Source organism: Shewanella halifaxensis HAW-EB4 (genome assembly GCF_000019185.1).
Classification (GTDB): Bacteria; Pseudomonadota; Gammaproteobacteria; order Enterobacterales; family Shewanellaceae; genus Shewanella; species Shewanella halifaxensis.
In genome coordinates this window covers 2582060-2603340 of sequence record NC_010334.1, presented here as the reverse complement: position 1 = coordinate 2603340, position 21281 = coordinate 2582060, and the positions used below count along the sequence as shown (strand labels likewise).

General features: G+C 42.7%; 13 protein-coding genes. 7 read left to right on the top strand and 6 right to left on the bottom strand.

Annotated elements, in window-relative coordinates:
- Window positions 1-226 precede the first annotated feature (226 nt).
- The 4 genes from SHAL_RS11250 (at window position 227) to SHAL_RS11235 (ending at window position 9114) form a co-directional block, all read left to right on the top strand.
- Window positions 227-691: a rhodanese-like domain-containing protein gene (locus SHAL_RS11250; protein WP_012277244.1), complete on the top strand. Its 465-nt coding sequence runs from the start codon at window positions 227-229 to the stop codon at window positions 689-691.
- Between the two features lie 384 nt (window positions 692-1075).
- Window positions 1076-3445, top strand: a complete 2370-nt coding sequence (locus SHAL_RS11245) for a peptidase U32 family protein (RefSeq protein ID WP_012277243.1) — start codon at window positions 1076-1078, stop codon at window positions 3443-3445.
- Between the two features lie 293 nt (window positions 3446-3738).
- On the top strand, window positions 3739-6378 hold the full coding sequence (locus SHAL_RS11240; RefSeq protein ID WP_012277242.1) for a molybdopterin-dependent oxidoreductase: 2640 nt from the start codon (window positions 3739-3741) through the stop codon (window positions 6376-6378).
- A 351-nt stretch (window positions 6379-6729) separates the two neighbouring features.
- Window positions 6730-9114 carry an ATP-binding protein gene (locus SHAL_RS11235; RefSeq protein WP_012277241.1) on the top strand — a complete coding sequence of 795 codons (2385 nt, stop codon included), beginning with the start codon at window positions 6730-6732 and terminating at the stop codon, window positions 9112-9114.
- Between the two features lie 102 nt (window positions 9115-9216).
- On the opposite strand, the gene SHAL_RS11230 is transcribed toward SHAL_RS11235, so the two are convergent.
- Window positions 9217-10137, bottom strand: coding sequence for a manganese-dependent inorganic pyrophosphatase (locus tag SHAL_RS11230; protein WP_012277240.1), 921 nt, complete (start codon window positions 10135-10137; stop codon window positions 9217-9219).
- A gap of 337 nt (window positions 10138-10474) precedes the next feature.
- Between SHAL_RS11230 and SHAL_RS11225 the strand changes: the two genes are divergently transcribed.
- The 3 genes from SHAL_RS11225 to SHAL_RS11215 all read left to right on the top strand — a co-directional run bounded on the left by SHAL_RS11225 (window position 10475) and on the right by SHAL_RS11215 (window position 15684).
- Entirely contained in the window at window positions 10475-10810 is a 336-nt protein-coding gene (locus SHAL_RS11225) for a PBPRA1643 family SWIM/SEC-C metal-binding motif protein (protein ID WP_012277239.1), read from the top strand.
- Window positions 10811-11310: 500 nt separating this feature from the next.
- Window positions 11311-12504, top strand: coding sequence for an efflux RND transporter periplasmic adaptor subunit (locus SHAL_RS11220; RefSeq protein ID WP_012277238.1), 1194 nt, complete (start codon window positions 11311-11313; stop codon window positions 12502-12504).
- Window positions 12505-12507: 3 nt separating this feature from the next.
- A complete protein-coding gene (locus tag SHAL_RS11215) occupies window positions 12508-15684 on the top strand; it encodes an efflux RND transporter permease subunit (protein WP_012277237.1) in 3177 nt (1058 codons plus the stop codon).
- Between the two features lie 134 nt (window positions 15685-15818).
- On the opposite strand, the gene SHAL_RS11210 is transcribed toward SHAL_RS11215, so the two are convergent.
- The 5 genes from SHAL_RS11210 to SHAL_RS11190 all read right to left on the bottom strand — a co-directional run bounded on the left by SHAL_RS11210 (window position 15819) and on the right by SHAL_RS11190 (window position 21252).
- Window positions 15819-17009 (bottom strand): acyl-CoA dehydrogenase family protein, encoded by a 1191-nt coding sequence (locus tag SHAL_RS11210; RefSeq protein ID WP_012277236.1) that lies wholly within the window; start codon window positions 17007-17009, stop codon window positions 15819-15821.
- A complete protein-coding gene (locus tag SHAL_RS11205; protein ID WP_012277235.1) occupies window positions 17006-18214 on the bottom strand; it encodes an acyl-CoA dehydrogenase family protein in 1209 nt (402 codons plus the stop codon). The genes SHAL_RS11210 and SHAL_RS11205 overlap by 4 nt, the downstream gene beginning before the upstream one ends.
- A gap of 28 nt (window positions 18215-18242) precedes the next feature.
- Window positions 18243-18638 (bottom strand): nuclear transport factor 2 family protein, encoded by a 396-nt coding sequence (locus SHAL_RS11200; protein ID WP_012277234.1) that lies wholly within the window; start codon window positions 18636-18638, stop codon window positions 18243-18245.
- A gap of 56 nt (window positions 18639-18694) precedes the next feature.
- Complete coding sequence (locus SHAL_RS11195; protein WP_012277233.1) at window positions 18695-19459, bottom strand: SDR family oxidoreductase; 765 nt, start codon at window positions 19457-19459, stop codon at window positions 18695-18697.
- Between the two features lie 134 nt (window positions 19460-19593).
- Window positions 19594-21252, bottom strand: coding sequence for an electron transfer flavoprotein-ubiquinone oxidoreductase (locus SHAL_RS11190; RefSeq protein WP_012277232.1), 1659 nt, complete (start codon window positions 21250-21252; stop codon window positions 19594-19596).
- Window positions 21253-21281 lie beyond the last annotated feature (29 nt).

Sequence of the window (21281 nt, the reverse complement as noted above, 5' to 3'; positions counted from 1 at the left end):
ACTAAAAAATAGCTTTGAGAATGATTTATATATTATCGGTAACTCAAATGTGATTTTGTGCAACAAAATCCTACACGCTTGCTCTCTATAATTAATTTCATTCAAAGTGAACAATTAGTCCCTTGCAACGGATTTCGCTCTGGATTAAATCTATTTAAATAATAACGAGACAAATGTGAGATCTGTGCTGCTAGCCAATACTCACAATAAAACTGGAGAACGGTGTATGAACAAAGTGGTAAATTTAACCTTATTATGTGCGCTATTAGGTCTTAGTGCCCACGCCAATGCTTATGATGCAAAATTGGCTAACAGTTACCACGAGCAATTTAGCCAAGCGACAGGTAAAACGGTTGGTAAAGATATTGGTCTTATTAGTGCAGAAGGTTTCGTTAAGCAACTGCAGCAAAAATCGGACGTTATGGCTATCGATATCCGTACCCCTGAAGAGCGTCAGGTTTTTGGTTTAGCTGTGAAAGATCAGCTAAACATTAGTCTTAATGAGTTATTTTCTCCTGAAAACCTAGCAAAGATCCCAACCGATAAGCCTGTGGTCATTGTGTGTAAATCGGGAGCGCGCGCCATGGCAGCGGGTACTGCGTTACGCCAATTAGGCTATGGTAATGTGAAAGTACTAAAAGGCGGATTTAACAAACTATCAAGCTATGTTGGTCCTAACATTGCTAAATAGCTATTTGTCATAGGCTATTTGGTAAAAGCTATTACTAAAATAGTTGAGTATTGAGAGTTGCGTCTGTAGCTCTCAATACTTGTCACATTCAATACTTATAGCTTTCACTATTAACGACTTTCAAGTCATCTCTTCGCTTCTCAATTAGTATCAAACTATTTATCCCTGATGAATGCCGTTACGCCCAAGTCTACTCATTTCGATATAGCAGATGAGGTGTAAGTGATAGGATCAATATCATAGTTCGTTAAAATACACTTTACTGACATAGATCTCCTTCTTCTGAGGTTTTACAATAGCGGATTATCACTTTTTTCTGCCCGTAGATAACCGCCCCGCCGTAATGACCCGTTTATGGCATTTTTGGCCAGCATTAGGAATACCATGAGAAAACTTGAACTACTCGCGCCAGGTGGTGACATTGAGTCCATAAAAGCGGCTATCGTTGCTGGTGCTGACGCAGTGTATTGCGGCCTTAATAGCTTTAATGCCCGTACGCGCGCCGAGAATTTAGGTTTTGAAGATCTGTATGGGCTTCTGCGTATTGCCCACCAGCATGACTGTCAACTGTTTCTAACTTTAAATATCATAGTGTTAGAGCAAGAGTTACCTGCCCTACTTAAACTGCTTAACCAATTGGTCAATACTGCGATAGATGGTGTTATCGTTCAAGATCTCGGCTTGTTTTACCTATTGAAACAGCACTACCCAACACTGGATATTCATGCATCGACTCAGGTAACGACGCACAATACTGGCCAACTCGAGTTTTTATCTCGTTTAGGCGCATCTAGAGCAAACTTATCAAGAGAGCTTAATCTACCTGAAATCAAACAGATGTCAGACAAGGCTCATGATCTTGATATGCTAACTGAAGTCTTTGTTCACGGCTCAAATTGCATTGGCTTTTCTGGCCTTTGTTACTTCAGCTCAGCCCATGGTGGTAATTCGGGGAACCGCGGGCGTTGCAGTCAGCCTTGTCGAGATCAATATCAAACCACAGATACTGGCGCTCAATATCCGTTAAACCTAAAAGATAACTCGGCTTTTTCAGATCTTGATGCTCTGTATGAAGCGGGTGCCGACTCGTTAAAAGTTGAAGGTAGGATTAAGAAATCTCATTATGTGTACCGGGTGATCGATACATGGCGCAAACAAATCGCAAGGCTTGAGCAGCGTAGCACTATCTCAACCGATAAAGCCCCACTCTATACCGTGTTCAACCGTGATTTTTCTAACGGTTACTTACATGGCGCAGTGGGTAAAAATATGTACATAGATAACCCACGTGATAATGCTGTGCAGCATTTTACTCAACTCGAAAGCCTAAAGTTACTCACAGAGAAAAACGCTTCTGGAACAGTGAATGTCAAAAAGGCACTCTATGATGAGAAAACAGAAATTATTGCTACCGTTGGCGACAAAATAGAACTGCTGAGTTTAGCCAAGCCAATTATTACGCTTACGTTTTATGGTCAAGAAGACCAATCATTGCAGATCACCGTTTCAGTTAGCCCTGCAAACGTGGGGGCTGATACCGAGCAATCTATGGCCGTACGTGAGTTCACGCTTTTATCGGAGGCTAATCTTGCCACATCAGACAAATATGGGCTCAAAGAAGAATTACTAAAACGTTTCACGAGTCTTGGTAACATTGAGTATGCCTTAGCACCAATTTGTTTCGATAACTTATCTGCAAACTTGTTCGTGCCGTTTAAGCAGTTAACCACAATGAAACAGCAGATTGTGACTTGGTTAAATAACGGCCGAGTGCATGTTGAGCCCGTATCCTTGCAGCAAGTTCGTCAACAGATCAATAGTAACAGTTGCGTAAATACAGTCTCAGATGGGATGAATGCTACAGAGCAGAGGCTCTCTACTCATAACGAGCAAGGTACTCAGTTATCGATATTAATTGCTAATAGACGAGATCTTGCGCTCTATCGTCAGTTAAAATCGCAGATTGCACTTAAACAGGTGCAAGTCTATTACTTAGTGCCAGATGCGATAAGCGCTGAGCGTGAGAAGCTAGCCCTTCTGTTTACCCAAGAACCTGAGCTTATTCCTTGGTTTAGCGCCGTTATTATGGAAAAAGATTTTAACGCCGCTAAACAGCTACTCGATGAGGTTAAACCTAAGTCAATCGTGACTAACAATAGTGGTGTTGGCCTTGTGGCCACCGACTTAGGCATTGATTGGGTTGCGGGCCCTTACCTTAATACCAGTAATTCAGTCAGTATGTACAGCTTGCAGCAACAAGGCTGTAGCGGCGCATTTGTCTCTAATGAATTAAATAGAAAACAGATCAAAGCCATAAAAGCGCCTAAGGGCTTTAAGGTGCACTACAGTCTTTATCACCCAATAATGTTGATGATTAGTCGCCAATGTCTGTTTTTACAGTCGAGCGGTTGTGATAAAGCGGTTATGGATGACGAGTGTTTAACGGTTTGTAAGAAAGCTACGTCAATTACCAATATAAAGGGCGTCGATTTTGTGATCGATAAGAAGCGCCGTGAGCATAATGCCTTATATGGCAGTCAACATTTCTACAATCCACAAATATTGACTGAACTACCAGGTTACTTCGATTGCGTGATGTTGGATCTGCGCACAGTGGTGACTAATAGCCAGTTACAGCAAAGTCAGTTTGAAACTGTAATCAAATTTACTGATTTTTTATCATCGCAATCTACGCCAGATTTTGCACTTCTTATTAGCAATACCACCAACGTCCAGTACTTAAAAGGTCTGTAAGACAAGCTCATTCTAGCCACTATCTCCAGTCACTATCTCCAGTCACTAAGTCTAGCGACTAAGAATAACCATGAACTCTTGTGTGTTTACGTTAAGAGTTCATGGTTTACAGTCATAGGGTTAACATTAATTAATTTAAGGTTTTCTGAAAGTTATAACGTTATTGACATAAAGCAAAGATATTTGAAGTTATGACGATATTTAATGCTGCAGCACTTGTTAAATCGACTAATATAAGCCATAACGAATAGCATATTCTTCTACCACCTCAATATATCGAGAGCCTGACTGATATGACATTAACTAGACGTGACTTCATTAAATCTGCACTCGCAAGCACCGTTGCTGCACAAGGACTTACCTTGTTTCCTGCTGGAAAAGTATTTGCAGCCGACACTCAAACTATTCCCCATGCCAGCCATTATGGTCCCTTTAATGCTATCGTCAAAGAGGGAGTGTTGATCGGCGTTCAGCCATTGACAGATATTGACCCCTTCCCGACAAAGATGTTGTTAGAAGGGATCCTAAGCCGAACCTACAGCGACACTAGGGTAAAATACCCAATGGTGCGTAAATCCTATTTAGAGAACCCTTTAGGCGATCATAAGCCACACCTTAGAGGTAAAGAGCCTTTTGTCCGCGTAGACTGGAATACGGCTATGGCTATGGTCAGTACCGCTATTGCCAATACGATAGCCAAGCATGGTAACCAAGCTATTTTCAGCTCATCATACGGCGGATGGTCCCATGCAGGTTTAATGCGTCCCCAGACATTACAAGGCCGCTTTTTCAATTTAGTTGGTGGACAGAGTGCTTGTAGCGGTGATTACAGCGCAGGTGCATCTGAAGTGATATTACCTCATATCATAGGCGATATGGAGGTCTACTCCCCTCAAACTGCATGGCAAGTAATTGAAGACAATACAGAATTGATGTTATTGGTTGGCTGTGATCCCTATAAAACCAATAGAATTGAGTTTAGGGTAGCGGATCATGCTATGCATAAGCACTGGCAAGCCTTTGCAAAAAAAGGGATTAAGTTTGTTTCTATAAACCCTCAACAAACCCAAACAGACAAAGCCATGGCTAGCGAGATGATCAATATTCGCCCCAACACCGATGTCGCACTGTTTACCGCTATGTCTTACCATATATACAAATCTGATTTGTATGATAAAGCGTATCTAGATAAATACACCGTTGGCTTTAAACAATACCTTGATTACCTTAAAGGCACTGCTGACAACACAGCTAAAACCCCCGAGTGGGCCGAGGCGATAACCGGTGTGAGTGCTAAGCAAATTCGTGAATTGGCTGAAGAGGTAGTAAAGAAACGCACGCAAATTTGTGCCGGATGGTCACTACAGCGAGCACAACATGGAGAGATGATCCACTGGGCTATTATCAACTTTGCGGCTATGGCGGGCAAAATTGGTAAACCGGGTGAAGGCGCAGGTTTTAGCTGGCATTATGGTAATGGCGGCATGCCGCAATCAGGTAAAAAGATGCCTGCAGGTTTATCGCAAGGCAGAAACCCAATAACCGCGCGCTGCCCTGTGGTATTGATCTCTGAAATGTTGAATAACCCTGGCAGCAACTACACTCGTAATGGCCAAACCCTGACATTTCCAGACGCTAAGCTAATCTATAATGCGGGTAATAATTTACTGTCCCACCAGCAAAATACTAACGAATTAATCCAAGCCCTAAATAACAATGTTGAAACCATCATTAATCAAGATCCTTGGTGGTGTGCCTCCTCAGTTTATGCCGATATTGTTCTGCCAAGCACAACAACACTTGAACGCAATGATATTAGCTCTGGCGGTACCTATTCCAACAACAAGATCTACGCCATGAAGCAAGTGCTCGAGCCTGTAGGTGAAAGTTGGAATGATTATGAAATCTTCTCTGCATTGGCAAAAATATTTAATGTTCAGCAGCAATTCACTCAAGGCAAAACATTTATGCAGCACCTTAAGGATGCGTATGCTGCGTCTGATGCGAGCGATAGCTTTGACAGCTTCTGGGATAAAGGTGTCACTCACCTCAGTACACCGAAAGCGGCGACTGACTGGGTTCGTCACCGTGATTTTTATCTAGATCCAATAAAACATCCACTGCACACACCATCAGGTAAAATTGAGCTTTATAGTGAGCAGATTAAGTCATACCAGTTGCCTGACTGCCCGCCTATGCCTGAATGGATCCCTCCTGCCGAATGGCTTGGCAATGCGAAACCCGAGCAAGTCCATGTTTTAAGCCCTCACCCATGGATGCGCTTACATTCGCAGATGGCCAATGCTGACGTTAACAGCTATGAGTCCGTGGATGGCCGCCAATTTGCGTTAATTAATAAAGATGACGCTGCACAGCGTGGCATTAAAGGTGGAGATTTGATTGAGGTTTACAATGACCGCGGGGCGCTATTAGCGGGGGCGAAGATCGCCGACAATGTGATGCCAGGTGTTATTTATATCCATGAAGGGGCTTGGCTTCAATTAGATAACAAGGGCCGCTGTAATTCAGGCTCAATTAACATGTTAACTTCTGCTCGACCATCAAGCGGATTAAGCCAAGGCACGAGTGCAAATACCTGCTTGGCGTCCTTTAAAAAGTGTTTAGATCCAGAGTCACCGAATAAAGCTTATCAGCCTCCCAAAATTGAAATCCCTAAGACCCCGTTTGATATAAGTAGTTTGGGACTGGCCGCGGCCCTGAAATCGATAAAGTCTGTCAAACAGCAAACTCAGAGTAAAGGTGAAAAGATCTTCTATCATGCATGCACTATGTGCCATTCGGCGCCAAACCCTGCAGATCATAGTTATAAACAGTGGCAAGGTATTACTCGTAGTATGTTCCCAAGAGCTGGATTAAACCCAGATGAACAGGCTGAGGTACTTAAGTTTTTGAAACAGCATGCTAAACAGTAAATCTGTATTGCCTATGCCCTATGCTTGTATTTGGTTTAATTTAATTAAGAACAAAGACAGCAATTAGCTAAAATGGATGTATTAGCCCTCATTACTCATTGAGGGCTTTATCATTGCGCAGATTAGCGCTCGCAGTGCCTTTGAATATGAATTTCGATAAAAGTCTTTGAAATTGTCATCTTTTTTATGGGTATGACACCAGTAAATGCAGTGATAAAATCTGTTGCGGTTATTTATTAGCCGTTCAATACCGCTTTTTGATTAATAATTACCCTAACAGCAAATAATTGCAGAAATATGTTATCTAACTGTATAGAGTAAAATTATTGACCGTCATTAAGAGGACGTATTATGCCAATAAAACCTCTCAGCAGTACCAAGCTTTATCGCGCATCGACGCTTAACAAGCTCTCATTAGACTGCAAGTCGACAAAACACCTCGAACCATTAGACGAAATCGTGGGTCAAGCCCGTGCTCAACAAGCCGTAGAGTTTGCTCTATCGATGAAAGAGAAAGGCTACAATATTTACGCGCTCGGTCGAAATGGCCTCGGAAAACGCACCATGGTGCTGCGCCATCTGAACCGTCAAGCACCAAATTCTAACGGCCGCACCTTATACGATTGGTGTTATGTGGTTAATTTTGACGACACTCGTAGTCCAAAAGTCCTTAAGCTGCCAGCTGGAATGGGCTTGAGCTTTAAAAAGGATATCGAAAAACTCATGTCAAAACTGCTAAAGGCCTTACCTTTAGCGTTCGACAATGAGATGTACTATAGCCGCGCCGATAAATTAAAAAATCAACTTGCTGCAAAACAGGAAGAAGCCTTGGTCTTGTTGACCGAAAAGGCTAAGAGTCATTCGGTCGGCCTCTCTGTTTCACCGCAGGGTAACTATGAATTGGTTGCATTAAATGGTGAAGAGCCTCATACCGAAGAGAGCTACTTAGCACTTTCAGCGAAAGATCAAGATGTGATGCAGGGAGCGATTTCAGCATTGGAAGCGCAACTTCGCGGTATCGTTAGACAAATAACGGTTTGGGAAGAAGAGTATTCTGAAAAGCAACAAAAGCATGATGAGCAAGTCGCCGAAGAAGTGCTTTCTCATGCTTTGACTGCGCTAAAAGAGCAATATAAAGATCAAGCAAATGTTAAAGCCTATATTAAGGCGATGCATAAAGACATCATTGATAATCTGGATATCTTCCTAGAAGAGAGCGAAGAGCAAGCTGCCCTTGCCTACGCCTCCATGAGTAAGAAGATGCCGAGGCGCTATCAGATCAACGTTCTAGTGTCGCAAGAGTCGCAATTACAGCCGATTATTGTCGAGGAAACGCCGAACTACCACACCATTTTTGGCTATGTAGAAAACGCGACTTATAAAGGAACGGTATTTACTGACTTCTCGCTGATCCGCCCCGGCAGCTTGCATAAAGCCAATGGCGGCGTTCTCATGATAGACGCAGTAAAAGTCCTTGAGCACCCTTATGTTTGGGACGGGCTAAAGCGCGCACTGCGTTCACGTAAGTTGAGTTTGACCTCACTGGAACGTGAAGTGACCCTATCCGGCACAATATCCCTCGACCCTGAGGCTATTCCCTTAGACGTTAAGATCATTTTGTTTGGTGATTTTGCGACCTATAAGTTATTGCAGCAATATGACGCCGAGTTTACTGAACTGTTTAGGGTTACCGCCGATTTTGAAGATAGAATGCCACGTAGCGATGAGTCCGAGGCTCATTACGCTCAGTTTATCTCGAGTATAGTGCACAGTAATAAAATGCTGCACTGCGATAAGAAAGCGATTGGGCGTGTTATTGAATTTAGCTCTAGACAAGCCGACGATCAAAACATGTTGTCGCTGCACTCCGTTGATATTGCCAATCTATTACGAGAAGCTAACTATTGTGCGCATGCAGTGAATTCAAACATGATCAGGGTAAGCCATGTAGAGCAAGCGTTAGCGAATAAAGAGAAACGAATTTGCCGCGCGAAAGATGATTTCATGCAAAGCTTTATTAATGGCACCACCTTGATTGATACTCATGGAAAGACCGTTGGCCAAGTTAATGGGTTATCGGTGATGTCGACCACAGATTATCAATTTGGTGCGCCGAGCCGGATCACCGCAACCACCGCTTTTGGTAAAGGACGCGTGTTCGATATAGAACGCAATGTCGAGCTTAGTGGCAGCATTCACTCTAAAGGCGTGATGATTTTAACCGCGTACATCGCATCCATTTTGGGTAAGACTGATAAAATACCGCTGTCGACGCACTTAACCTTTGAGCAGTCCTATGGCGGCGTAGATGGAGACAGTGCAACCATGGCTGAGTTGTGCGCTATGTTATCTTCATTCTCTGGGCTTGGTCTACGCCAGGATATCGCCATAACGGGGTCGATGAACCAGTTTGGTGAGGCTCAGCCTATTGGAGGAGTTAACGAGAAGATTGAAGGTTTCTTTGACGTGTGCAAAATTAAGGGCCGTAAAGATACCCAAGGCGTGATTATTCCCAAGTCGAATATCCATAACTTAATGCTACGACGGGACATTGTTGATGCTGTTGAAAAAGGTAAATTCCACATTTGGGCGATCAGTCATGTTGATCAAGCAATTCAATTGCTGACGGGTGCTAAAGTGGGGATAGTAAATGACAAAGGAGAATACTCAAAAGGCAGCGTTCTAGGGCTTGCCCAAGCAAGGCTTAATGAGTTACGTAAAAAAGACACTAAATAGTCACCTTCAGCTAACGCTATCACGCTAGTGAAAATAAAAAAGGCCGAACTAATATTCGGCCTTTTTTATCAATGGTATGTAAAACGAGTTTGCTAATGCAAATTAAGCGAAAACGTCTTGTAGTGGTGGCACTACTTGCTTTTTACGGCTTAGTACACCGTCTAACCAAACTTTGTTATCTTCTGATTTACAGCTGTATGCAGATTCGATTTTTGCTAATTCATCACTGATGATAAGCAATTCAGAACCTTCTTTCATAATGTCGGTAAGCAGCAATAGTACGCTATGACGATTACCCTCAGCTTTTAGCGCTGCAATATCGGCTTCAAGTTCAGCTTTAATCTCGTCAAATACTGCAAGATCAATCACTTCAAGCTGACCAATACCCACTAGGTTGCCATTCATGTTGAAGTCTTTAAAGTCACGCATAACAAGGTCGCGCGCCGGCGTGCCTTCTACAGCAGACTTCACTTTGAACATTTCCATGCCTAATGCTTTGAAATCTTCAATACCAGCGATTTCTGCTAGCGCTTCAACACACTTAATGTCTGCGGTTGTACAAGTTGGCGACTTAAAGATAACGGTGTCACTTAAGATTGCGCATAGCATGATGCCAGCCATCTCTTTTGAGATCTCAACGTTATAGAAGTCATACATCATTTTAATGATGGTGTTACTACAACCTACTGGGCGGATCCAGCACTCTAACGGGGTTGAAGTCGTTAAGTCACCCAACTTATGGTGGTCAACGATACCAACGATAGTCGCTTGTGCGATATCATCCGGAGCCTGAGTTAGCTCTGAATGGTCAACAATATACACTTCTTCGCCAGCGTAGCTGGTTTTGAATTCAGGTGCATCGAAACCGAATTTTTCTAAAATGAAAGCTGTTTCAGGTGATAATTCACCTAAACGAGTCGCAACTGATGCTTCACCGATCTGGTTTCTTAGGTGTGCAAGTGCAATAGCACCACAAATTGAATCTGAATCTGGGATTTTGTGGCCCACAACATAAACTGGCATATATAAAGCTCTCCTTTAATTTGCGGCGATTTTAACAAAGTTTTTCACGATGCGGAAATAACAAAAGGTCGCAGATGGAAATCAATTGTTCGAAAATCGCGATTTAAGCCGCTTTAGCGCCCAACCGGGCACAAGAACGACTCATTGACACCTATTAAATTAGACCCATCCTTTAGCGGACAGTTCTCAAATGAGGCACGAACAACACTGAAAACCGTCAATATGGCGTATTTTTAGATAAAATAGCCTTCTAGGTTAGACTTCGATACCACTGAGTGCATTTTTATAGTATAAGCTTGCGTAAATTTATGTTTTATCAATATTGAGCGCCATAGCCATGTCAGACAAATTCTTTTTTAAAGGGCGTAAAACCCCAAAGCCTAAGCACGAAAGCTATGGTTACAACACTAAACGCGAAGTTAAAATCGGCACTGAAGTAAACCCTTTAACACTTCTGGTTCAAAACGCCGAGCGTGAAGCAGAGATCTTGCAGTTACTTAGTGATAATGAGCTGGTGGGCTTAATCACGGTTGATGAAACCCAAGAAGAGAACGTGGTTCAATTGATGGGCCTTCTCAATAAACCACAGACAACTCGCTTTGAAAAAACACCGAATCGTAACGACCCTTGTGTTTGCGGTAGCGGTCAGAAATATAAGAAATGCTGCGGTTAACATCGTAAAATTACAAGCAGTACATATAGTACTGCTTTTTTTTGTCTGTCGTTTCCAGCTTATCTCTATTCTACTTAACTCTACTTCACCCACCTCATTCTCGGCGGCTATATCAGTCATTTTGGGCTTGATTCTATTTTTATCTCAAAGATATTCAGTCTAAATAGCTTTTGTTACATTTTTAGCGTTTCAAATATCATCAAAATTTTTGGGTGATGCATTATTGCTTGCCACTCTAAACCTACGTATTTTAAAAGATTTTAAGTGCAAAAACAGTTAGATGAATTAGCATTGTATACAATAAAGCCTGTTTACTTTCCTTGCTGTGATTGAGTAATGTTAAATTTAGTCACACACGTTTACATAATCATACTGTTACATATAGCCACTTCCATTAACATGTATTCAAAATACTAATTCGATTACTCATCTTTATTGTATAAAAAGCAGTAAAAAATGAAGTATTGAGCACTAAATTGCTTCAACAAGAGGACGTGTTTGTGGCTACTAAAAAACAGATCATTTTACCAATGGTTGTCATTGCCGTTGGCGTGGCAGGGTTTATTGGCATGTCGGCATTAAAAAAGCCCCCGGAAGAGAAGGAGGAGATCGATACGACTCCTCTAGTATCGATTCAGTCTGTAGAGATCAACCCGATGAGCTTTGCCGTTACCTCATATGGTGTGGTGAACGCCAAGTATGAAACTGAGTTAGTCTCACAACTGAATGGTGAAATTGTTTTTCTCTCGGACAAGTTCGTTCGCGGCGGCTTTGTAAAAAAAGGCGATGTCCTCGCAAAAATCGATCCCAGTGATTATGAAGCAGCACTTATAGATGCTAAAGCGAATATGGCATCAGCCAGAGCGACGCTGGTACAAGAGAAAGCATTCGGTAAAGTCGCCGAGGCAGAATGGAAGCGGATTGAAAATGGTGTCCCCACTGAACTGAGTCTGCGTAAACCGCAGCTTGCCCAAGAAGTGGCCAAGCTAAACTCTTCAGAGGCAGGGCTAAAGCGTGCTATTCGCAACCTTGAACGTACCATTATCAAAGCGCCTTTTGATGCATTAATTGAGGCGCGCAATATAGGATTAGGCTCCTATGTCAGCATGGGCACCCCCCTTGGCAAAGTCTTGAGTACCGCTCATGCCGAAGTTCGCTTACCGATTGCCGACAAAGAGCTGCAGTTCTTAGATAACAAAGGCAAAGGCGCGGAAGTGATGTTAACCGGTGAGCTTGCTGGACAAACAAAACAGTGGCCGGCAAGGATTGTAAGGAGCGAGGGCGTGATTGATAGTCGTAGTCGTATGACCTATTTAGTCGCTGAGGTTACCGATCCTTACGGACTTAACGCTAACAATAATGAGCTGCGCTATGGCACCTATGTTACTGCAAGTATTGATGGCTCTCATGCGGGACAAGTAGCAGAAATTCCACGTCATTTGGTTATCAACAATCAGGTCGCCACACTCGATGAGGGTGGAAAGCTTAGATATAAAGATATCACTATTCTACGCCAGATAGGCTCTAAGGTTATTGTTTCTGCCGGGTTAGAAGCGGGAATGAATGTCATCACCTCAGCGCTTGATTACCCGATTGAAGGTATGCAACTCGCCTTACCGGAAGATAAAGCCTTATCAGAAGATGAACAAACCGATCCACAAGCTACCCAGATAGCGATGGAAGATAAGGAATAATTCATGACTGATACCAATAAAGGCATTATTGCTTGGTTCGCACGCAACAGCGTAGCGGCTAACCTATTGATGATTATCATCATCATAGGTGGATTACTCACTGCAAACACGATCCGTAAACAGTTTTTCCCTGCCGTTGAAATCAATTGGTTAGAGTTCAATGCGGTCTACCCTGGCGCCGCCCCTCAAGAGGTTGAAGAAGGGATCACCATTAAGATTGAGGAAGCGCTGGAAAGTGTGCAGGGCCTTAAGCGGGTGATCACCTACTCTAATCGTAACGTCTCTTCAGGCTACTTTCGAGTAGAAGATTCCTACGATCCACAGGTGGTACTGGAAGAGGTGAAATCGGAAATTGATTCTATTTCGAGTTTCCCCGATGGCATGGAAAGACCAAAAGTGGAGCGCATTAAGCTTCGTCAAGAAGTGATGTATATGAGTCTCTATGGCGACCTATCACAGCGTCAATTGAAAGACTTGGGTGAAAAGATCCACGACGAGCTTTTACAACTACCACTGGTCAATATTACAGATTTCTATGGTGGTCTTGGCTATGAGATTGCCATTGAGGTCAGTAAAGATAGATTACGTGAATTTGGCTTAAGCTTTAATGATGTTGCAGAAGCTGTTCGAGGCTATTCACGTAACATGTCTGCCGGCCAGATAAGAGCCGAAAACGGTTATATTAATTTACGCGTTCAAAATCAGGCTTATGTGGGCTATGAATTTGAGAGCTTACCTTTAATCACCCTTGAAGATGGTACCACCCTGCTCTTAGGTGATGTTGCTACCGTTATAGATGGCTTTGAAGAAGGCATTCAATACTCAAAATTTAATGGTAAAAACTCGGTTACTTTCTTTATCGGTGCGGCAAATGATCAGAGCTTGACCGATGTTGCCGACGTTGTTAAAGGCTACATTCTCGATAAACAGAAAGTATTACCTCAAGGTGTCAAACTAGAGCCCTGGGTCGATATGACTTATTACCTTGAAGGGCGTTTAAACCTCATGCTCGACAGCATGAAAAGTGGTGCAATATTAGTCTTTATATTATTGGCACTATTTTTACGGGTCAGATTGGCGTTTTGGGTCATGATGGGGCTACCTGTTTGTTTCTTAGGTACCCTACTATTTATGCCGATGGGCATGATTGATGTAACGATTAACGTCATCAGCTTATTCGCGTTTATATTAGTGCTCGGTATTGTGGTCGATGATGCTATTGTGATGGGCGAAAGTGCCCACGCCGAATGCGAAGAAAAAGGCCAAACCCTAGATAACGTTATCCGCGGTGTTAAACGCGTCGCTATGCCTGCAACCTTTGGTGTATTAACCACCATTGCGGCTTTTTTACCTATCACTCTCGACGATGGTCCCTCTTCTGCATTTGGCCAAGCTATCGGCTTTGTAGTTATCTTATGTCTGATCTTTTCATTGGTGGAATCTAAGCTTATCTTGCCTGCGCATTTGGCACGTATGAAGCCAAAAACCATCGTAAAGCCGGGTTCAAAGAATCCAGTTGATTGGTTACGAAATATCGTCAATTTTTTACAAGCAAAAGTCGATACAGGCCTTAAGATCTTTATCACTCAGTACTACCGTCCCTTCCTTGAAGTTGCCGTTAAGTACCGCTACACAGTGATTATGGTTTTCTTCAGTCTTATTCTAATTTGTGCAGGTCTTTATTCAGGCGGCTTAATTCGCTTTATTGGCCAACCTAAGATCCCCCATGACTTTCCTCGGATCTCGTTTGAAATGAATATCGATGCATCTGAAAAAGCGACTCTGTCAGCAGCGTTGTCTATTGAAGAGGCGCTTAGACTCGTTGATAGCAAGCTTGAGGAGGAGTATGGGCAAAAGATGATATCAGACATGCAAGTTGAGCTTCGTGGCCGTACATCGGCACAAGTGATGACTAAGCTTGTTGATCCAGAAATACGCCCTATCGATACCTTTGCCGTGGCTGAGTTGTGGCGTCAAAACATGCCGTTAATTCCAGGAATGAAATCTTTCACTATCCAAGATAATTTGTTTGGTGGAGGTCGTGATGATGGTGATATAAGCTTCAGGCTTGAAGGTAAAGATGATGCGCAGCTAGTCGCTGCTGCAAAAGAGCTCAAGGCAAAATTGAATACACTTAAGGGTGTTGGTGACGTGAATGATAGTCGTCAATCTAGCGCTAAAGAGATCCAATTTGAGTTAAAGCCTCTCGCTCATAGTTTAGGCTTAACCCTTGCCGATATTGCACGTCAGGTAGGTAATAGCTTTTATGGCCTCGAAGCCCAGCGGATCTTACGTAATGGTGAAGAGATTAAAGTCATGCTTCGTTATCCTGAAGAGCAGCGTAACTCTATTGCGCAAGTCTCTGATGTGATTATTAAAACTCCACAAGGTGCAGAGATCCCATTGTCTGAAGTTGCCGCAATTGTTGTAACTGACGGCGTTAACAGTATTCGCCGTGAAAATGGTAACCGTACGATTAACGTTTGGGGATCTGTAGATGCCGATCAAGCAGAGCCGTTTAAACTTGCCAAAGATATTCGCGATAACTTTTTACCTGAGTTGTTAAACAAGTACCCAAGAGTAAAAAGTGAGGTATCTGGTAATATTCAAGAGCAGCTTGATAGTGCTGATACTCAGTTACGAGACTTCTTAATCTCTATGCTGGTGATCTACAGTCTATTAGCCGTACCGTTAAAGTCGTATTCTCAACCCATTATGATCATGGCAGTGATCCCCTTTGGCGTCATAGGCTCGGTACTTGGCCATATGATCTTGGGACTCGACTTAAGTGCCCTTTCAGTATTCGGCATTATTGCAGCGGCGGGTGTTGTCGTGAACGATTCACTGGTGATGGTGGATTACATCAACAAGTCACGCGAATCAGGTATTGCTATGAAGCTATCGGTACTCGAAGCTGGCTGTCGCCGTTTCAGGGCTATTTTACTGACGTCACTCACGACCTTTATCGGTTTAGTGCCCATCATGACAGAAACCAGTATGCAGGCGCAGATGGTGATCCCAATGGCGGTATCATTAGCCTTTGGCGTGTTGTTTGCCACTGTAGTGACCTTAGTACTGATCCCATGCTTATATGTGACTATTGAGGACATAAAGCGATTAATTGGCAGTAAATCTCGAGTACAGGAACCTGCACTAGCGGGCGAGCACGCAGTAAGCTAATTAGCTCGTTATCAATTTAACTCTAAGCCCCTACTTGATAGGGGCTTTTCTGTTTAAAGCCTTACTTAAATAAGTGATTGCTTTTATCAAGCCCGTATCTATAACGGCGGATCAAGGCTCTAAGTTTCTAACTTTTAACCTCTAGGCTCTTTTGGCATTCCTAATGCGCGTTCAGCGATAATATTTCGTTGAATTTGATTGGTTCCACCATAGATCGTATCAGAGCGAGAAAAGAGGTACATGGATTGCGTTTGATTGAGTTGGTATGGACTGCCTATTAAAATTTCACTTTCGGGGCCTAGTACGTCCATAGCAAGTTTACCAAGGTTACGATGCCAGCTTGACCAATACAGTTTGTAGCACATCGCCTCTTTTGATAAGACTCCGTCTGCGTTTGAACTGGACAACATACGCATACTGTTATAACGCATTATTTTTAATCCGATGTAAGCCTCGCTAATTCTTTGCCTTATTATCGGATCATCAGCGGCCCCATTTGTTTTTGCGGCATTAACAATATCGTTGAACTCGTTAGTGAAAAGCATCTGTTGACCAAGAGTTGAAATTCCGCGTTCAAATCCGAGTAGACTCATCGCGATTTTCCACCCGTCGCCACACTGACCAATCAGTTCATCGTTGCTACAGGGGGCATCATCAAAAAACACTTCATTGAATTCACTCGTCGACGTCATTTGAGCAATAGGTCTAACATCGACTTCAGGTTGGTCCATTTTGACTAAAAAGAAACCAAGGCCTTTTTGACCAACAGACTGTGGATCAGTTCTAGCAACTACAAAACAATAATGAGATTCATGTGCTAGAGATGTCCACACTTTTTGACCATTTATTAACCACTGTCCAGTTTCATCATCAAACTTAGCTTTGGTATGTACGTTAGCTAAATCAGAGCCAGCATTGGGCTCTGAGTAACCCTGACACCAAAATTCAGTGCCCGTTAAAATTCCCGGAAGATAGCGACGTTTTTGCTCTTCAGTGCCATAGGCGATTAATGTCGGCCCAATAAGAGTTTCACCAATATGGCCTATTCTTCCAGGTCCACCGGCCCTTGCATATTCTTCGTTAAAAATAACTTGTTGAACAATGCTTGCTGCTTTTCCTCCATACTCTTTTGGCCAACCAATACAAGTCCAGCCCCCTTGATATAGTTTTTGCTCCCACGCCTTACGCTCTTCAATAAACATATGTTCGTCTCCGGGGCCACCTCGGCCACGAACACATTCAAATTCTCCGCTCAAGTTTTCACTAAGCCATTGACTAACCTCGTGACGAAAGCACTCATCCGCTTTATCAAAGTTCAGTTTCATAATAAAGCTCCTGGCTTGAGGATAAGATTGGCTAAACGCTCACGGTGATAAGCGCTATTTCCTAAATATGTCTCGGTAGATTTGGCTCGTTTAAAATAAAGTTGAATATCATACTCTTGAGTAAAACCAACGCCACCGTGAAGTTGGATCCCGCAACCAGCGTTAAAAAAATATGCATCACTGCAATAGGCTTTCGCGATACTCGCTACTTCGCTTAACTCTTTGCGCAAAGGGTTTATCGTCTGAGTAGGCATGCCATCAACATCTTGGCCGTTATAATTTAGAAATTGGTCGGCAACGCATGCTGCATAATATATTGATGAACGCGCAGCTTCAGCTTTGAGCATCATATCTGCAGCTTTGTGTTTAATCGCTTGAAATGACGCGATAGTTCTTCCAAATTGAACTCGTTGTTTGGTGTAATCTACACTTTGATCTAACGCTGCTTGAGCGCCACCGACCTGATCGGCAGCAATTGCGATTGTGGCTAAATCGATGACAATCGATAGATTCTGCCAACCTTGTTCAAACTCACCTAGTAACGCACAGGGCTCAACTATAACGTTTTCAAAAACAACTTCAGCCTGTTTACGGGTTTGATCCATGGTCGGTAGCCAATTGCGCTGCACACCTTCAGCGTTAGCATCAACAACAAACAAACTTATTCCTTCCTCACCGACACTGCCAAGGCTTCTTGCGGCAACAATCAAGAAATTAGCGCTATGACCGTCAACAACGTATCGATAGCATCCATTTAATTTATATTGACCATTCTCTTTGACACACAGCGCTTCTACCGCTTTCGCATCCCACCTACCATTTGCTCCAGTATAGGCAACTGTCGCAGTAGCACCCGCCAGAATAATTTCAAAATAACGTTTTTTTTGCTGCTCATTGCCTGCAATTAATAATGCATTTGCAGCTAAAGCAATCGTGGAATAAAAAGGTGAACAAAACAGTCGTTCTCCCATTTTTTCTAACAAAGCAACAAGTTCTACATAGCCAAGTCCTAAGCCACCATAAGCTTCAGGTACCGTAACACCTTGCCAAAACATCTCTTCACAAACTTTTTTCCAAAGTGTTTTGTCATAACCGGTTTGTGTTTCCATTACCAAACGTACTTGATTACTCGCGGATATATCAGCAAGAAAAGAAACGGCTGTATCACGGATCATTTCTTGTTCTTCTGTAAAGGTAAAATCCATTTATTAGGCTCCATTTATTCTTGAGTCGTTAAGCCGTTATTGGAGCTGGCTTCGAAACTGATTTAACATTTCCCGGCCCCCAAAATGCACGCATAGAGTCAATTTCACCCTCGGCGTTGATCTTGAAAATATCAATAACTGAAATAGCAAGGTTAGGGTCTTTTGCTAGAACGACCTCGAAAGGAAATGCAATTTCGTTACTTGCAACCCGGACCTCTCCGAGTTGGTTTACTTGATGCACGCCTAAAACAGCTTGCCGATAGAAATCCTGTATTGCCGTTCTACCAATAATTTTGTCGCTACCAATTGGATCCTCTATGATTGCATTTTTGCTATAAAGGGAGGCTATGCCTTCAAAATTACCGTTATTTAAAAATTCGATATAGCTTGAAACGACTCCTAAGCCAAATTGTTCAGTTATCATATTGATTACTCTTTTATTGATTATTCTTTTTGATTAAGTAACTAAAACGAAGAAACTTAGAGATAAGGTGGAGTCACTGTCGCTCCACCGTCTAGCGCAATAGCGGCACCATTAATATGTTTTGATTCATCAGAAGCTAAAAATAAAATAGTATTAGCAACGTCTTCAGGCTGACAAAGATAAGCTTTTGCACGTTCAGGCTCTGCTAGGCTGCGGTCACCTGCTTGCGCACTCATCTCCATTACCATGGGTGTCATAATTGAATCAGGATGCAAGGTGTTGCATCTAACGTTATTTTTGGTTTGTGAACAATAAACTGCAACACTTTGAGATAAGCCGCGTATTGCAGCCTTACTTGCACCATAGGCTGCAAAATGTGGCATACCAAAAATCGCCGAAGAAGATGACATATTAACAATTGACCCACCGCCACTTTCTTCCATTAGTGGCAATGCATAATGGATCCCAAGAAAAACACTGTCTGAATTGACGCGGTGCACTTTTTGCCATCCTGCTAAGGTTTCTTCTTTTATATCACCTAGTTGTAAGATTGCCGCGTTATTGACTAATATATTTAGCTGGCCATATTTTGATTTAATATGAGTCAGTATTGATGACCAATCAGCCTCTTTGGTAACGTCATGCTCTAAAAAAAGCGCATTACTGCTGATACTATTTGCTATCTCTTGTCCTTGTTCAGCATTTATATCAGTGAAAATAACTTGTGCTCCCTCCTTTGCCATTAACTTTGCCGTTGCTAAACCAACACCTCGGGCTGCACCTGTAATTAAAGCGACTTTTCCTGCTAAGCGTTCACTCATATCTTCCTCGCAAAATAACTAATTAGGGGGATTTCATTCCAATTGGGATCTCAAGATTACAAGATGAATTAATATCCTATGATCTAGAAACCGTTGATAATTTATGGTTTCTTAAAATCATTACATCTTGTTAATTACATATTTGGATAGTTTGGTCCGCCTCCCCCCTCTGGAACCGTCCACCTGATGTTTTGCGACGGCTCTTTGATGTCACAGGTTTTACAATGTAAACAGTTTTGAGCATTAATTTGCAGTCTTGTTTCTTCGCCTTCATCAACTAATTCGTAAACTCCAGCAGGGCAATATCGAGTCGCGGGCTCATCATATAAAGGAATTGTAAATTTTGACGGGATCGAATGGTCAAGAAGGGTTAAATGACAAGGCTGATCTTCTTCATGGTTTGTATTGGACAGAAACACCGAAGATAGCTTATCAAAACTTAAAACGCCGTCAGGCTTGGGGTACATGATGGGCTTAGACTTGGCTGTAGGAAGAAGACAACTATGGTCCTCGATATTATCCCGTAGTGAGAGCGGTAACTTTCCAGCAAACCAGTTTTGATCAATATAATTAAAGCCCCCTCCGGCAAGAGTGCCGAATTTGTGTAAAGCTGGACCAAAATTTCGACTGCTATATAGCTCTTCATAAAGCCAAGACTGTTTGAACTTAGATTCAAATAGTGACTCGGCAGACTCTGAGTCAAGTTCGTTACCTAGCACATCAAAAATAGTTTCTGCTGCCAACATTCCCGACTTCATCGCTGTGTGGGTACCCTTAATTTTTGCAACATTTAAGGTTCCAGCATCACAGCCTAACAACATGCCTCCAGCAAAGCTCATGACAGGTAAAGCATTGAGTCCACCTTTGGCAATTGCCCTTGCGCCATAGGATATTCTTTTCCCATCTTTTAAATACTGCGCCAATTCAGGGTGATGCTTTAAGCGCTGGAATTCATCAAATGGACTTAAATGCGTATTGCTATAATTGAGATCGACAATTAAACCTACAACAGCCTGATTATTATCGGTGTGGTATAAGAAAAATCCGCCGCTGGCATTTTTATCTAGGGGCCAGCCAAAGCCATGGACAACTAACCCCGGAGAGTGCAGTTCTGGACTAATGTCCCAGATCTCTTTCATTCCCAGTCCATAGTGCTGGGCATCACTTTCATCGGCTAAGCCAAACTTGTTTATGAGTTCTTTTCCTAGATGACCTCGGCAGCCCTCGCCGAATAAGGTGTATTTGGCGTGCAGTTCCATTCCTTGCATATATTGGGAATTGGGTTGGCCGTCTTTACCTATTCCCATATCCCCTGTTGCTATACCTTTAACGGTTCCATCATCATGGTAAAGAACTTCAGCGGCTGCAAAACCGGGGAATACCTCGACCCCTAGTGCCTCAGCTTGTTCTGCCAACCAACGGCAAACATTACCTAAGCTAGCGATATAATTTCCCTGATTATGAAGTGGCTTGGGAATAGCGGCATGAGGCAAAGTAATAGACTTATTTTCATCAGACAAAAACAATAATGTGTCTTTAGCTACGCCAGTGGTTAGCGGAGCGCCTTGCGCTTGCCAATCGGGAAACAATTCATTCATTGCGCGAGGTTCGATAATGGCGCCAGATAGGATATGCGCACCGATTTCAGAACCTTTTTCGACGACACAAACAGAAATTTGCTGGTTATTCTCTTTGCTTAGCTGCATGAGTCTACAGGCGGCAGACAGCCCTGACGGACCAGCCCCGACAATCACAACATCAAACTCCATTACTTCCCGTATTACTTCGCTCATCAATAACGTCCTTAAAAACAGCGCTAATT

Coding starts and splice junctions, on each gene's coding strand:
- SHAL_RS11250 (WP_012277244.1), top strand. CDS start 227: ATGAACAAAGTGGTAAATTTAACCTTATTATGTGCGCTATTAGGTCTT.
- SHAL_RS11245 (WP_012277243.1), top strand. CDS start 1,076: ATGAGAAAACTTGAACTACTCGCGCCAGGTGGTGACATTGAGTCCATA.
- SHAL_RS11240 (WP_012277242.1), top strand. CDS start 3,739: ATGACATTAACTAGACGTGACTTCATTAAATCTGCACTCGCAAGCACC.
- SHAL_RS11235 (WP_012277241.1), top strand. CDS start 6,730: ATGCCAATAAAACCTCTCAGCAGTACCAAGCTTTATCGCGCATCGACG.
- SHAL_RS11230 (WP_012277240.1), bottom strand. CDS start 10,137: ATGCCAGTTTATGTTGTGGGCCACAAAATCCCAGATTCAGATTCAATT.
- SHAL_RS11225 (WP_012277239.1), top strand. CDS start 10,475: ATGTCAGACAAATTCTTTTTTAAAGGGCGTAAAACCCCAAAGCCTAAG.
- SHAL_RS11215 (WP_012277237.1), top strand. CDS start 12,508: ATGACTGATACCAATAAAGGCATTATTGCTTGGTTCGCACGCAACAGC.
- SHAL_RS11210 (WP_012277236.1), bottom strand. CDS start 17,009: ATGAAACTGAACTTTGATAAAGCGGATGAGTGCTTTCGTCACGAGGTT.
- SHAL_RS11205 (WP_012277235.1), bottom strand. CDS start 18,214: ATGGATTTTACCTTTACAGAAGAACAAGAAATGATCCGTGATACAGCC.
- SHAL_RS11200 (WP_012277234.1), bottom strand. CDS start 18,638: ATGATAACTGAACAATTTGGCTTAGGAGTCGTTTCAAGCTATATCGAA.
- SHAL_RS11195 (WP_012277233.1), bottom strand. CDS start 19,459: ATGAGTGAACGCTTAGCAGGAAAAGTCGCTTTAATTACAGGTGCAGCC.
- SHAL_RS11190 (WP_012277232.1), bottom strand. CDS start 21,252: ATGAGCGAAGTAATACGGGAAGTAATGGAGTTTGATGTTGTGATTGTC.